Consider the following 14,771-nt stretch of genomic DNA (forward strand, 5'->3'; position numbering starts at 1 on the left):
GGCAAGTGCCGAATGACAGGTCAGCACTTGCAAGTGCACCCCGCACATCTGTTGACGTGCGAGGCACGGGAGTGTTGAATTAGTTCAGCCAGCTGTCCACTTGGTCTGCATTTTCTTCGACCCATTTGCGGGCGAATTCGGCGGCATCTTGTTCTTCCACAATCAATGCGTAGACCATGGCGGAAACCTGTTGCGAGGTTAGGTCAACTTTGGACAGGATTGCTGCCGCGTCTTCATTCATCGCGGCCTGATAGTGAATGTGCAAATAGGCTTTGCTCCAAGCAACACCAGCTGAAGAGTTTTCCAACCAGTTTGGATCATCGGTGGGCTGCGCCACATTCCACTTGGCCGGATCATGGGCAGGCTCGTCCAGTACGGTCAAATCATAGAGCTGGAACATGTGATGCGGCGTGTAGCAAAAAAAGACAATATTCTTGTCCTGATCCGTGGCAGCACCCACCTCGGCCAACGCCAATGTCTCGTCCATTTCCTTCAACGTCATGGTCTGATCGTAGCCATAGGATTTGGCGCGGATCTTTTCAACATTTGTCGATGCCCAACCGGCTGCACCGATCCAGATCTCGCCCATACCATCGCCATCCGTGTCAAAGTTGGCTGCCATGTCAGGATCGCTCAGCTCAGACAACGCCTTGATGCCCGTCCGCTCAGCGGTGGCGGTGGTCACACACATTGCCTGATCAGCGGAGATCCCATTGGGGTTCATCGCGACAGTGCCCTTTTCCTTTACAAACGTGTTGTGAAGGTTGGACTGGTTCGGCAGCCAAACCTCGGGATGTACATGCATCGCCCCGGAATCCATTGCTTCAAATACAATGGGGTTGCTGCCATTTTGCAGCTCCACATCCAGACCAAGATTGTCCTCAAGGACAATTTTCAAAACATTCGCAGTGACACGAACCGATGGCCAGTTGGGCACGCCAATAACAACGTCAGCGGCGAATGCACCAGTACCAAGCGTGGCCAACACGGCCGTTGTAGTCAGTTTCGTTAGCTTGTTCATTCTCTTCTCCATGTTGTCCTTCATTTCTTGAACGGGGTTCTCATTGCTCCGCGAAATCCAACCTGACCCGTCGACGCATCGCCCACGACAAAATTCTGCACCTTTTACAAATGTAATAAATTACAATAATCAGGACTCGAGATGCACAAAGATACAACTAAGAGGCAGAGCAGCATGGTTGCCAAACAGATAGCGAAGGCCGACATCCACTTGCTGCGCGTCTTTTGCGTCGTTGCCGAAGCCGAGGGTTTCTCAAACGCGCAAGTGGTCTTGAATGTTGCGACCTCGACGATCTCACGCCAGATATCAGAGCTTGAAACCCGTTTGGGTATGCGGTTGTGCGATCGAGGTCGAACAGGCTTTCGCCTCACAGACAATGGGACCACGGTCTATCAGGCAGCGCAGAAACTCTTTGGCGCATTAGGAGAATTCCAGGAAACGGTAGACGGCTCAAGAGGCCGGCTATTTGGGCATCTGTCACTGGGGATCATAGAAAACTGGGCGTCAAACAAGTCTGCGCCCATTGTCAGAGCTTTGTCTGAGTTCATGAGCAAAGCACCGGATGTGACCATCGAAATGCATTCGCTTGCCCCCAATGATATCGAGTTTGCAGTCCTCGACGATAAGGTGTCGATTGGGATTGGAGTATTTCATTCGCCAAAGCCCGGGCTGATCTACACAGATGTTTGCAAAGAGATGGTGCGCTTGTATTGCGGCGCAGATCACCCTCTCTTTGACTTGGACGATCCAGCCAAGGTAGAGGCAGCCTTGCACCGATCTCTATTCGCGAAGCGCGCGTATCTCAACGAAGACGTCGTAGCCCCGAAGACCCGGGATTTTCCATCTAATGCGACTGCTCATCAGATGGAGGCCAACGCGCTTTTGATCCTGACAGGAAAATACGTGGGCTACCTTCCCTCCTATTTTGCTGAAGAATGGGTTGCGGATGGCCGGATGAAGAATATCGCGAATGGCGGATATGATCGCGTTGTTACTGTGCAGACCGCCATTCGTCGTGGCGTGCGGCCCAACAACGTTTCCAAAACATTTCTGGAGATCTTTGCGTCTGAGACCAAAGCCTTTTCAACAGCTTGAAGTTGATTGGAAATTGCGTTCAATTTCGACCACTCCCTAAGTTGCGAAAGAGTAGACTAAGGGCTATGCGGACGACTGCAAGAGGATCACAGAGGTGCCTGGGATCAGAGAAGCCAACGAACCGCCGCTGGTGATGACCTTTGCGTACTTGATGATCGGACAACTGGCAGTTGGTCCTTTTGGTTGAAACACCAACTACAGTCAGCGCCAGTGTCTGCTTTGCGCAGATAGTGCAATTTGCAAAGCTTAGTGCCGCGCCCGGAACCGCACTTTGGACCGATGCGTAGCGAATGGCAGCTCCGACAATAGCAGGCCAATGGTGAAAGCGTTTAGCTCAACCCGGCAAAATTGATCGATCCGAAATATGAAAACACTCCACCAGATGACAAGGGAGGAGTGCAATATGTCTTCACGCCCCTAGGAGCTAGTTCTCAATACCCGACGGTAAATGAGGTCCGTATGAACTGGGCACTCTGCGCTTCGTCTACCAAAGCAACGGCAAAATCCTCCATTGAGATTTCCGAGTTGCCATTTGCGTCGATCAAAAGCGTATCGGCGCCAATTCGGAATTTTCCCCGACGGACCCCGGGCCGCAGAAGGGCTGAGGGGCTGGCGTAAGTCCAGTCCGCATCGACGGTGCTTATGCAAAGCTCAGCCTGCGCGAGCGAGGCTCTGGCGGTTGGAACGATGCTCTCGGGCAGGAAATCAGGGTCGGAAAGAACAGTATGCGGACTGCCGTTTGGAAGACGCAACCGCGCGGCACCGCCGACGATGATCACCCGGACATCCGCGATCGAAGCACCTTTGAGGATGGATCGCGTGAGGGCGACGACGTCGCCTTCGTGGCCGGACGGCGTGCGAAGAGAGCTGATCGCCAGATCATGGCCTGCCATGGCTTTTGCAACGGCCGAGGGATCGCTGACACTTGCGATAAGACCCTTAACAGTTTCCGGTAGCTTGGCGAGCCCTGCCTTGTTTCTGACCACCGCGGTAACGTCATGACCGCGAGTGACGGCTTCTGTGACGACGCGAGAGCCGACGTCACCGGTTGCTCCAAATACGATAATTTTCATCGGAATTTCCTTTAGTTGGTTGTATGATTTGCGTGTTGTAGGGGAGTGAGGCGCAGGGACCGACCAGATAGCTGTCCTAGCGATATTGCAGAAAGAACGATTCCAGCGCCGACGATCTGCCAGACGGTGAGAGCTTGACCAAGCAACACCCAGCCGATCAGAACGGCGGCCAACGGGCTGAGGAAGCCAAGGGCGGATACCGCGCCCGGTTCGATGCGCGAAATGCCTCTGAACCACAGGATATAGGTTAGTGCTGCGCCAATGAGGCCAAGATATCCAATGCCGAGGATATTTTGTACGTCCAACGCTGGCAGGGGTGGCTCAAGCAAAACAGCAAGCGGCACCAGCAACAGCCCCCCCGCGCTCAGCTGCCATGCGGTAAAGGTAAGGAGCGGTACAGAAGGTTGCCATTTACGCGTCAGCACCGTCCCCGCTCCCATGGAGATTGCCCCGCCAAGCCCCGCAGCCAACCCGACTGGGTCCAGACCAACGTTCCCGCCAAGCGCAAGAAAGCCGACACCGACAATACCCATGGCCGCGGCGGTGATTGATGTGGGTCTTATGGCGGACCCGAGGACGATTGAGGCGAGGAACACAACGATGAGCGGCTGAACCGCCCCAACAGTCGCTGCAACGCCGCCCGGAAGCCGATAAGCAGCGACAAACAGCAAGGTCCAGAACAAAGTAAAATTTAGCGCCCCAAGCGCAAAAACACGTGCCCACCAAATTCCTTGGGGCAATTGCCTGGCCAATACCAGCAGTATCAACCCGGCGGGCAAGGCGCGTAGTGCGGCCATCGTGATTGGATAGCCTACAGGCAAATACTCAGTCGTTACATAATAGGTGCTGCCCCAGACCAAGGGCGCGATGGCGGTGATTGCAAGGTCAATTTGTCGGTTCATGCTGGGCTCCATTTCTCTTGACGTCAAGATACATGGATAAATCTTGACGTCAAGATGAATTGTCACTACTCACCACTTCATGGATCAAGTTGACCGCATCGTCGCGCAATGGAACAGCGCCCGCCCCGACCTAGACGTTGGACCAATGGAAACCATCGGTCGGCTGTATCGCCTCGCGGCGATGTTACGAAGTGAGATGGAAAAAACCTGGAAGGCCCATGGGCTTAACTCCGCCAGTTTTGATGTTCTGGCGACCCTACGCAGATCAGGGAAACCGGATGGATTATCCCCGGGCGAGCTTCTTGACCTGACAATGGTGACATCCGGAACAATGACCAATCGCGTCGACCAGCTGGTGAAGAGGGGGCTTGTTGTGCGGGTACCGAACCCCGAAGACAAGCGTGGTTTTCTTATCCGTCTCACCGAAGACGGTATGACACAAATTGAGGCCGCAGTGACCGACCATGTGAAGACACAGCATCGGCTGATGGATGGCTTTTCCCACAAGCAAAGAGGCGAGTTGAACGACCTTCTTAGAATGCTCACAGGGTCTGTAGAAACCGACGCAGTCTAACTCTAAGCCGCCATTGCCGGTAAGCAAAAACGGCTACTAATTCCACATCGATGTTGTTCACTCAGTTGGACACCAAAATCTGCTTTTGAATTGTCAGGTATTCCGCCCGAGGACCGCTATGGGCTGACACCAGCCATCGGGCGGCTGGGAATTCGCGCGGACTTGCTGCGCCCCTGCTGCCGCGCCGGCGCATATCCGCTTTGAGCCTTTCTTGCCATTTGCAGCGCCTTGCCTGAATGTCTGTTTCAAGAAAATTACTTATGGAACCGACCAAATGATATTGCTCAAGCCAAGCATTGATAGCATTCCCGCTTACGTCTCGGCTTTGCGAAGAGGTTGGTCGCCAACCAATTTGCGGTCCGAAGCCGCACAAGAGCAATTAGACAGCATCTCAAAGGACGCACCATCATTTATTTTGAATCTCGATGATCCGACTGCAAGGGGAGGACCAGTTACACTGCCAGACGGCTCGAAAGTGCCACGCTTGCCAAGTATCCGTCGTTGGATCTGGGATGATGGATTTTGTGGCCAAATAGGTTTGCGATGGAAACCGGGCACCGAAGAGTTGCCTCCAACTTGTTTGGGTCACATTGGGTACGCTGTCGTGCCTTGGCGGCAAGGAGAAGGGTTGGCGTCTGCCGCGCTTCTAGGAATTCTTCCAGAGGCGAAGGCAATCGGCTTGAAGTACGTCGAAATTACCACCAGCCCTGATAACCCTGCGTCGATGCGGGTCATCGAAAAAGCAGGCGGCACTTTGGCAAGAACTTATATTGCCGATAAGTCTCTTGGTGGGTACGAGACGCTGGAGTTCAAAATTTCGCTGGCTGAGTGAGCTAGTTATGGAAGCTGCCGTTCAACTCCAAGAAAGGAACGCCACTTTGGCGCTCTGCCGACCTTTACCTCCTGCCTCAGTACCGATTTGATGTGCTGGTGCGGAGAGGCCAAGGAGTTTGTGCCCGGTCCGGGTAAGTGACGATAAGCTGGAAGCGCTGAAGGCCATTCATTGTGGGTTGGCCGCATCTACAAGCCTGCCAGAGCCGAGCAAGGCGGAGCTAGTGGAAGCCTTGTTGTTGGAAATTGCAAAATCTCGCCACGAAAAGACCAACTGCGTGCCCGCCTTAACCAAGCAGTTTCTCGAGATGCCTACAGAACTCCAAGATGCTTTGGAAAGAGTCTTCGATCAGGAAACTCCGTCAGCCGACTTCCCTTCAATGTAACGAGTGTAGTTCATGACGGCCCCCTTCGGACCTTCGTCCATTGGCCAAGATGCTGCGGTCGTAGTCCACAATCCGGTCATTCGCTGGAAGAGCAACATTCGGAGTTGCTCGAACTCACAGTCAGGCGGACAAAGTTAGCTTTCGCCGGAGTGGCACCAACGGCTGGTTTCGTCACGTCGCGACTGGACCATTTTTTGACGGTCTAATCGGGCTGCTCGCGATTGCATTTCACCTTATTCTATTTTCCGCAATGCAGGGAATGAAACGTCTTCATGCCTAACACTGCATTTATCTTGGCCTGATACTTTTCCGTTGCTTGAGCACAGTTCCTAAATCGAAACCTGACGGTTTTCGCGGATGTCATGCATTTTGGCGCGATTATCATATCGCCTCCGAAGTTATGAATTTACTCTGAAAAAAAAGAGGAGCTCATCATGCAACTAGTAATTAACGGCAGCCCGGTCACCGTGCCTGAAGAATTGCAGGACGTGACTTTGCTGGACTTTCTTCGCGACTTTGCGGGACTGACGGGCACTAAATTTGGTTGCGGGATCGGGCTTTGTGGAGCCTGCACCGTGCATCTTGACGGCGTGGCAACACGATCCTGCCAGACATATGTCTCAGATTTAGACGACACGCAGGTCACGACCATCGAAGGGCTGGCGCAGACTTTCTCTGGAGAGGGGCTGCATCCGGTTCAGCAGGCTTGGATCGCCGAAGGTGTCCCGCAATGCGGCTATTGCCAGGCCGGGCAGATAATGACCGCATCAGCACTGCTGCGACGCGTGCCCGATCCGACCGATGCGGAAATTCGCGAAGAAATGAGTGGGAACTTGTGTCGGTGCGGAACATACGGACGTATTCGCCAGGCCATTGTCCGCGTCGCGCAAGAGGCTTGACCATGAAACAACGAATCGAAACGAAAAAAATCAACCGCCGGCTTTTTCTGAAAAAGACTGGCTGGATTGCCGCAGGTCTGACAGTTGCCGCTTATGCTTCTTATCCCGTGATGCGCGCCAAGTTGCCCGCATTCCCGACGCTTGACGCCCCCAACACTCAGGACGGGGTGCTATGGCTTCAGGCAATGGCCGACGGGCGCATCCGGTTTTTTTGCCCAAGAATGGAAATGGGGCAAGGTGCTGGACTGGGGCTTAGTCAGGTTGTGGCTGAAGAGCTGAATATTGATCAGGCCGATATTGAGTGCATTCTGCCTGATACAGATCAGGTTCCTCCGTTTCAGATGACCGTTGGCAGCCAAAGTATCGCGAATTTCTTTGATCCGGTTTCTTGGGGCGCGGCACAGCTGCGCGAGGCATTGCGGAGATTGGGGGCGGAAAAATCTGATCTGCCTGCGGACCAGATCAAGGACGGTCGAGCAGGATTTGTTTTGCCAGATGGTACCACCCTCCGTTACAGCGACTTGGTGCCTGACACAGAAGTTATTGTCAGCGAGGACCAATTGCTGCCAGATGACACCCTGCCACGACTTGCCTTGAAATCAGCCAAAAACCACAAGGCAATCGGACAAGATTGGCGACATCATGAACTAGAGGCAATTGTTACCGGTCAGATGACCTACGCCCGTGACGTTCAGGTCCCTGACATGGCTTTTGGCGCTGTGATTTACCCGCCAGGCTTTGGGGCAAAACTTCTATCAGCCGACACAAACAAAGCCCGCGCAATACCGGGCATCATTGGCGTTGAAATCGACAAAGGCGATGACTTTATTGGTCTAGTTGCTGAAAGTCCGTTTATTCTTGGAGCTGCTATTGAGGCCTTAAATGCGCAATGGAAAATAGACGAGACGCTTGATCAGGGCCAAATAGACTCTCGTCTTGATGTCGAAAAATTTCGTTCAGACGATAATTTCGCCCACACTCTGTGGTCATCTGGCGATCTAGGCACGGCGCAGCGGCATGCCAAACATCGTGTAACCGGTCGCTACGACACGCCTTTTGCGGCCCATGCGGCGATTGAACCGCGTTCTGGTGTGGTTTGGGTAAAAGAGGACAAGATTGAGGTTTGGTGCAGCACGCAAGACCCATATTTCGTTCAAAACCGGGTGGCAAAGATCCTTGGTCGAGAGGCCGAAGATGTTGTTGTGCACACGCACCGTATCGGTGGCGGATTTGGTGGGCGGGTGCCCTGTCAGGCGTCCGAGGCGGCAGCGCGTTTGTCGGCCATCTTCAACCGGGCAGTGCGCGTGCAATGGGATCGCGAGAACGAGTTTCAGAACAATTATTTCCAACCGAAATTTGCGCATTACATCGAGGCTGGAGTCACCTCAGACGGCAAAATAAGTCACTGGGATCATGACTTTGTTTCTTCATCCATCTTGACAGGGACAGTGCCCAGTTTGGTTGGCAAGGCAATTGATATTGCTACCCCAGATGATGGAACAATTCGCGGCATTGTTCCGCAATATGACATTTCAAATCGGCGCATCCGTTACGCGGCTGTCCGTACTCCGGTCCCAATCAATGCCTGGCGCGGCCTTGGGTCTGCACCAAACGCTTTTGCTATTGAAAGTATGATGGACGAATTGGCGTTCATAGCGGGTATCGACCCGTTGCAATTCCGTTTGCAAAACCTGCCACTAAGCAGTGATCGACTAGCCAATGTATTGCGTGAGGTGGCCGAAATATCCGACTGGGGTCGGCCATCCCCCCCCGAAACCGGACGTGGGCTGGCGTGTGCTGTTTACAAAGATGAAACCGCCGCCGCCGTTGTTGTGGACATTCAGATCGATCACACAACACGCGCAGTACGGGTAACTAAAGCTTGGTGTGCTCAGGATTGTGGCTTGGTGCTAAACCCACATCAGGTAGAAAGTCAGATAATGGGCAATATTATCTGGGGCTGCAGTATGAGTTTGAAAGAACAGATCACAATTGCCGCGGGGCGTATCGATGAAGACAATTTCCATATGTACGAACCACTTCGCCAAGAGTCCGCCCCTGAGGTGAAAGTGGCATTGGTTGTGCCGGCTGACACGGCCCCATCCGCAGTGGGTGAGGCGGCACTGCCACCAGTTCCAGCGGCGATTGCAAACGGGGTATTTGCAGCGACAGGGCAGCGGAACCGGCACCTGCCGATGACCTACGAAAGTCGTTTTGACGAGACGGGTTAGCGAAGTCTGTTGTATAGGTTAATGGCCGATCCTAACCTGCATCAAGTATGGCCATAATTGTCGATTGCCTGAGCTACCAAATAGTTGTGGAGGTTATCTCATTCGCAATTTCGCCAAAGCGAGCCTGATTGACCTTGTCGCAATCTATCTCGGACAAACTCACCCGGCGTTGCTCCCTAAGGACTTAGGTGGCGTCGATACGTTGCGCCAGGCCCATATTCCGGCAGAATTCAAGCGCAGCTTATTGCAAACTGTCGGGCGCGAGTGCGGTCAGGAGGCGCTATTGTCAATCGGTCAAGGGATCAGTCACGTCACATATGATCCGATTTGGCACAACGCACTTCGCTCTGAAAATCCAGCAGTATTGTTTGGTAAATGGCGTCGGTTTGAAGTGTTTTCCCATTCGAAAAACCGATTGGAAATTGATTTTTCCGATGGAAACAAAGCTCGTTTCAAGCGTTACTCGACGGGCGACGGCATTCCTACGGCAGCGGAGAACCTGTTTATTTGTGGATTGATCATTGGGCTTTTGGAAGGCATCGGTTGTCGTGGGCTGTCGTGCGAGATGGCGGCGCAGGGAGGCAGGGTTTTGCGCATTCGCGACAAGCGCTGCTTTTGGCTCCCTGATGATCCGGCCAGTCTTGTGACCGGTGAATGGACAATTGGATGGAGGGCCCACGCCGACCCTGAAGGTATGGGAACAACAGATGAAGCGCTGCTGCTGTTAGATTTGCCACCGATCGGCGATCAATCCTTAGCGGCCCTGGTCAAAAAAGTGACCGATCTATTGATGCGAGATGTTGCGCGTCAATGGAAAACCGGCGACTTGGCAAGCGCGTTAGGTCTGTCAAGCCGGACGCTCCAGCGCAGATTGGGCGAAACTGGACTTAGTTTTTCGCACTTGGTTCGCCTGGTGCGTATCTCTAAGGCCTGCCGTCTACTGCAGTCTGGCGACACCCCACTTACAGTGATTGGGTTTTGCGCCGGGTTTTCCGACAGTGCCCATTTCAGCCGAGACTTTCGCGCGAGTGTGGGTTTAACACCGTCCGAATTTCGTGCGATTCAGTAGCCCCTGCAGATTAAACGAATGCCGTGTCAGCGCCGTTCATTTGGGCTGCAATGGCTGCTTTCAGCAGATTGTTACTGTTTATACACGGTGCAGCATCGGTCATATTGGGCTCAAACCGGACTTGCGGCAGTGCGGCAGCGAAAAATCAGTGACTCGCCACGGTTAAGGTCTGCTATGCGGACAAAGCCGCCTTTCCCATTTGGCCATGTTGCTAACGTAGTAATTGTTCGCGGCTGCAGCACACGCTTGCTGCATCGCAGCCCACGTCACCGAAGCAGTCGTTCAAGGTCGTCAAAAATCACCAAACCAGAACCTCCCTTTCGCTGCTCGCTAGATCAACACGAAAGTCACGGGACAGACCCGCCTTTTGCAGGTGCAACCAATGCTCATGCTGCAATCTTAGAACGGTTGTCGCAGTAGTCAGGTGCTTCATAGAGAAGTACCTCAAATTGTGTGGCAAATTCAAAATGGTTACCCTTGTACACAGGCCAACCGGCTGCCACTCGACTGAATTCCTAGAATTTTCTTATGACAAACCCGACCTGATGTCCAAATGACCCACATTTTGGGTGCCCTCTGATCATCAGAAAGTACAATGTTGAGCAATCGCATTCATCCAGGCTGGAGGAGAAGGGTTGCCAAACAGCGAAGATTAATCGGATATTCTCTGAGTTCGCTTAGAAGAACCATCGCTTTGATCCGGGACAACCGCAAACTATCGCTGAGTACCAATCCCCAAACACGGTAAAGGCATAATCCCGATGATCCTGCGCATTGACATTGATAGAACCTCACCAGTTGGATTGCGCGATCAGGTCCATGCCGAAATTTCCCAAGTGATTTTGGATGGCATCCTGCCGCCGGGTTCGAAATTGCCGTCAGTTCGATTGTTGGCGGGTCAGCTTGACGTTTCGGTCAACACGGTCCTTGGGGCTTATGCGCGACTTTTAGAAGATGAGTTGATCGAAAGCCGCCACAGGTCAGGGTATTTCGTGCATTCGAATCTGCGATTGGCGCCGCCAAATGGGTCTGATGTGGTCAGCGAGGTCCATCAGTCGGTTGACCTTGAGAAACACCTGAACACTAAGGTGCGGCCCTCGCGAAACAAAAGCATCAAGCGACCCGAAAACTGGCGGGATTGCCCGTACCCACTGGTCTGCGGCCAGATCGATGTTGCGCATTTCCCGCTGACTGAATGGCGAGAATGCACAAGACTGGCGATGAACCGGCACGACCTAAGCATCTGGACCGGAGACAATTTTTACCGCGACAGCGAGGAATTGCTGGACCAGATCCGCAAGCGCATTCTGCCGTTGCGCGGGATCTTCACCTTCAGCGAGAATATTCTGGTGACAATGGGAAGTCAGCAATCCCTTTATATTGTCGCCTCACTGCTTGGGGGGGCCGATAAGACGGTGGCATTTGAAGACCCCGGATATCCCGAAGCACGCAACATTTTCGAGCGGCTGTTTGGAAATGTCCAGTTCATTGAGGTGGATGATGAGGGCCTTGTTGTGGACGAGCGCCTTATGGGGGTTGATCTGGTCTATGTAACGGCCAACCGGCAATTCCCGACAACGGCGTCAATGTCTGCCGCTCGGCGAAACCTGTTGCTACAAAAGGCTGATGAATACGACTTTCTGATCCTCGAAGACGACTATGATGGCGAGCTGAATTACCGCAAAGATATCAACCTTGCGTTGCAACGGCAGGATAAATCCGGACGGGTCATCTATATTGGCAGCATGTCCAAAAGCCTTGCACCCGGGCTGCGCATTGGTTTTTTGGTGGCGGACCCAAGACTGATCACCGAAGCGCGAGCCTTGCGCGGATTAATGATTCGCCATGCTCCGATGATATTGCAGAACACGGCGGCACTTTTTTTGCGGTTCGGGCACTATGATGCCCTCTTGTCGCGGCTGCATGCGTCGCTTGAGCAGCGATGGATCTTGGCCCATGAGATATTGAAACAGGATTTTCAGGACTTTCAGATCAGCAGTTCCTTGGGGGGAACAAACTTTATGATGACCGACCTCAGCCAGACCCGAACCGCAAAACAAATTGTAGCATGCGCATTGTCGGACGGCGTCGTTATCGAAGAGATTTCAAGCTGTTACCACGATCCGGGCGACGGCACCTATTCGTTTCGATTTGGCATTTCCTGTGTGGATGATGCGGCACTGGAAGAAGGTTTGGGCAAGCTGAGGTGCGCGATTAACGAAGGTTAATCTGTACCCATACACGACCAAAATCTGTATCTATAAAACTTCGCAAAACGCGAACTAACATCCATGAACTTGTGAAGCTGAGGCTGCTTTAGCGGTGTTTTCCCGACGGTGGGGAAGTCCGATTTGGTGTCCTTTCGCATCGCATTCACTGATGATCAACGAGAGTTTCATGGACCCGGATACCGCAACACCCTTCTTACGATTTGACCGCGTCAAAAAGAGCTATGACCAGAAGACCTTGGTTGTGAAAGACTTCACACTTGATGTGGGCAAAGGTGAGTTTTTGACGTTGTTGGGCCCTTCGGGGTCCGGCAAAAGTACGGTCCTGATGATGCTTGCCGGTTTTGAAGGTGTCACCAGCGGCGATATTGCCATCAACGGCACATCAATCACCAAAACTGCACCCTATCGGCGCAACATCGGTGTCGTGTTCCAGAATTACGCTCTGTTCCCACATATGACGATTGGAGAAAATCTGGGCTATCCGCTGACTGTGCGCAAAATGCCCAAAGACCATATCAAGGCGCGGGTGAGCGAATACCTGAAGCTGATCGAGATGGAAGATTTCGGCGGGCGGTTTCCCGGTCAATTGTCGGGTGGTCAACGCCAAAGGGTCGCGCTGGCGCGTGCGCTGATCTTTGAGCCCGACATGATCCTGATGGACGAACCCTTGGGCGCGTTGGACAAAAAGCTGCGCGAACAGATGCAGTATGAAATCACCAGGCTGCACAAGAAACTGGGGTTCACCGTCGTTTATGTGACGCACGACCAGACCGAAGCACTGTCGATGTCGGACAGAATCGCCGTGTTCAACGATGGTGTAGTGCAACAATGCGCATCCCCGGCAGAGTTATATGAACAACCAAGCAATGCCTTTGTTGCGGACTTCATCGGTGAAAACAACTTTGTGCCCGGCAAGGTCAAATCGATCGATGGCACCTTGGCGCAGGTTGTGATCAGCGGCGGCGAAACGGTTACGGCACAATGCGCAGACGGGGTTAAAGCCGGCGACAGTTGCAACATCTCTGTGCGGCCGGAAAAGCTGTTCATCAAGCCAACATCACACGCCTATGAAAACGAAATGTCAGCTGCATTTGTTGCCCGACACTATGTCGGAGATTTCATCCGGTATTATTTTCAGCTTCCCGACAAAACCGAAATGAACGTCAAGGTTCTGAATGATCTGGCCGCGCCGGAATTTGAGGAAGGTCAGACCGGCCAACTGGTTTGGCTTAAGAAAGATTGTTTTGCGTTTCCGGCCTAACTGGATGCGCCATCTCGGATGCGGACAACAAGTGCGCACCATCACAACAAGGAGTAAGATATGACTTTAAGACCAAACATGCTGGCCAGTGCGGCGGCTTTCGTGCTGGGCTTTGCTTCGCTTGCAAGCGCCGAAGATTTGACGGTGGTTTCGTTTGGCGGCGCATATGGTGCAGCCCAGCAGGAACACATGATCGGCCCATTTGCCGAAGCGACTGGCACAAACGTGCTGTTTGAGGATTATTCCGGTGGCATCGCCGAGATCAAAGCTCAGGTTGAGGCGGACAACGTCCAATGGGATGTGGTCGACATCGAGGTGATCGACCTTGAACGCGCCTGTTCCGAAGGCCTGCTTGAAATCATTCCACGTGACATTCTTCCTGCCGGTGATGATGGCACCCCCGCCATGGATGATTTCATCCCGTCGGCGTTGGCCAACGAATGCGGAGTGGGCGTGATCGTCTGGACAATCGTCTATGCCTTCAACAGTGAAACAATGACAGGTGACACGCCGTCCACAATTGCCGATCTGTTTGACACCGAAAGGTTCCCCGGCATGCGCGCATTTCGCAAGCGGCCACAAGTCAACATGGAATGGGCATTGATCGCTGATGGGGTCGCGCCAGAGGACGTTTATGAAGTGTTGGCGACCGAAGAAGGTCAGGCCCGCGCCTTTACAAAACTTGAAACGATCCGTGATGACATCGTCTGGTTTGACAGCTGGTCCCAAGCCCCCCAACTGTTGAACGACGGCGGTGCGGTGATGGTCCAATCTGCGAACGGGCGTATTTTCAGCGCAATTCAGGAAGATGGGAAACCGTTTGAGATGGTCTGGGACAACCACGTCTTTGACCTTGACGTCTGGGCCATCGTGCGCGGGTCCGCGCAAAAAGAGCTGGCCATGGATTTCATTGCTTCGGCAACACAGTCGCGCCCCTTGGCGGGGATGGCGGACGTGGCCTATGGCCCGACACGGTTGTCGTCTGCGGCCTATGTTGATGCGGCGGTCGTGCCGGATCTGCCAACATCACACATTGATCAGGGTCTGAAGGCCGACGGTATCTTCTGGGCTGACTTTGGCGAATCCCTGGGCGAGCAGTTCAACGAATGGCTGCTGCAATAGGCCTCTAATGCAGGCTCCACGCCGTACCGTTTGCGGCGTGGACCACCACCAGTTTTCATTTTGCGGGATGCGATCA

The 14,771-nt window shown here is 53.3% G+C and carries 12 protein-coding genes; 9 read left to right on the top strand and 3 right to left on the bottom strand.

The genetic code is table 11. The annotated features are described in order from the left end of the window. Window positions 1-79 precede the first annotated feature (79 nt). Window positions 80-1,021 (bottom strand): glycine betaine ABC transporter substrate-binding protein, encoded by a 942-nt coding sequence (locus ABJL60_RS01695; protein ID WP_348373491.1) that lies wholly within the window; start codon window positions 1,019-1,021, stop codon window positions 80-82. A 141-nt stretch (window positions 1,022-1,162) separates the two neighbouring features. Between ABJL60_RS01695 and ABJL60_RS01700 the strand changes: the two genes are divergently transcribed. After that, on the top strand, window positions 1,163-2,116 hold the full coding sequence (locus ABJL60_RS01700; RefSeq protein WP_348373492.1) for a LysR family transcriptional regulator: 954 nt from the start codon (window positions 1,163-1,165) through the stop codon (window positions 2,114-2,116). A 431-nt stretch (window positions 2,117-2,547) separates the two neighbouring features. Here ABJL60_RS01700 and ABJL60_RS01705 read toward each other — a convergent pair whose 3' ends face one another. Next, window positions 2,548-3,189, bottom strand: a complete 642-nt coding sequence (locus tag ABJL60_RS01705; protein ID WP_348285350.1) for an NAD(P)H-binding protein — start codon at window positions 3,187-3,189, stop codon at window positions 2,548-2,550. Between the two features lie 11 nt (window positions 3,190-3,200). Next, window positions 3,201-4,091: an EamA family transporter gene (locus tag ABJL60_RS01710; RefSeq protein WP_348285351.1), complete on the bottom strand. Its 891-nt coding sequence runs from the start codon at window positions 4,089-4,091 to the stop codon at window positions 3,201-3,203. Between the two features lie 79 nt (window positions 4,092-4,170). Between ABJL60_RS01710 and ABJL60_RS01715 the strand changes: the two genes are divergently transcribed. From ABJL60_RS01715 to ABJL60_RS01750, 8 genes are all read left to right on the top strand, one after another. Beyond that, entirely contained in the window at window positions 4,171-4,665 is a 495-nt protein-coding gene (locus ABJL60_RS01715; RefSeq protein ID WP_348285352.1) for a MarR family transcriptional regulator, read from the top strand. A 274-nt stretch (window positions 4,666-4,939) separates the two neighbouring features. After that, window positions 4,940-5,497, top strand: a complete 558-nt coding sequence (locus ABJL60_RS01720) for a GNAT family N-acetyltransferase (protein ID WP_348373493.1) — start codon at window positions 4,940-4,942, stop codon at window positions 5,495-5,497. 819 nt (window positions 5,498-6,316) lie between these two features. Then, window positions 6,317-6,781, top strand: coding sequence for a (2Fe-2S)-binding protein (locus tag ABJL60_RS01725; protein WP_348285354.1), 465 nt, complete (start codon window positions 6,317-6,319; stop codon window positions 6,779-6,781). A 2-nt stretch (window positions 6,782-6,783) separates the two neighbouring features. Then, a complete protein-coding gene (locus tag ABJL60_RS01730; RefSeq protein ID WP_348373494.1) occupies window positions 6,784-9,012 on the top strand; it encodes a molybdopterin cofactor-binding domain-containing protein in 2,229 nt (742 codons plus the stop codon). A 64-nt stretch (window positions 9,013-9,076) separates the two neighbouring features. After that, window positions 9,077-10,081, top strand: a complete 1,005-nt coding sequence (locus ABJL60_RS01735) for an AraC family transcriptional regulator (protein WP_348373495.1) — start codon at window positions 9,077-9,079, stop codon at window positions 10,079-10,081. A 761-nt stretch (window positions 10,082-10,842) separates the two neighbouring features. Then, complete coding sequence (locus tag ABJL60_RS01740) at window positions 10,843-12,309, top strand: PLP-dependent aminotransferase family protein (RefSeq protein ID WP_348373496.1); 1,467 nt, start codon at window positions 10,843-10,845, stop codon at window positions 12,307-12,309. A gap of 169 nt (window positions 12,310-12,478) precedes the next feature. Continuing rightward, window positions 12,479-13,573 carry an ABC transporter ATP-binding protein gene (locus tag ABJL60_RS01745; protein WP_348285358.1) on the top strand — a complete coding sequence of 365 codons (1,095 nt, stop codon included), beginning with the start codon at window positions 12,479-12,481 and terminating at the stop codon, window positions 13,571-13,573. 60 nt (window positions 13,574-13,633) lie between these two features. Further along, window positions 13,634-14,695, top strand: coding sequence for an ABC transporter substrate-binding protein (locus ABJL60_RS01750; RefSeq protein ID WP_348373497.1), 1,062 nt, complete (start codon window positions 13,634-13,636; stop codon window positions 14,693-14,695). Window positions 14,696-14,771: the final 76 nt, after the last annotated feature.

This window comes from Ascidiaceihabitans sp. (assembly GCF_039986515.1).
Lineage (GTDB): Bacteria > Pseudomonadota > Alphaproteobacteria > Rhodobacterales > Rhodobacteraceae > Ascidiaceihabitans.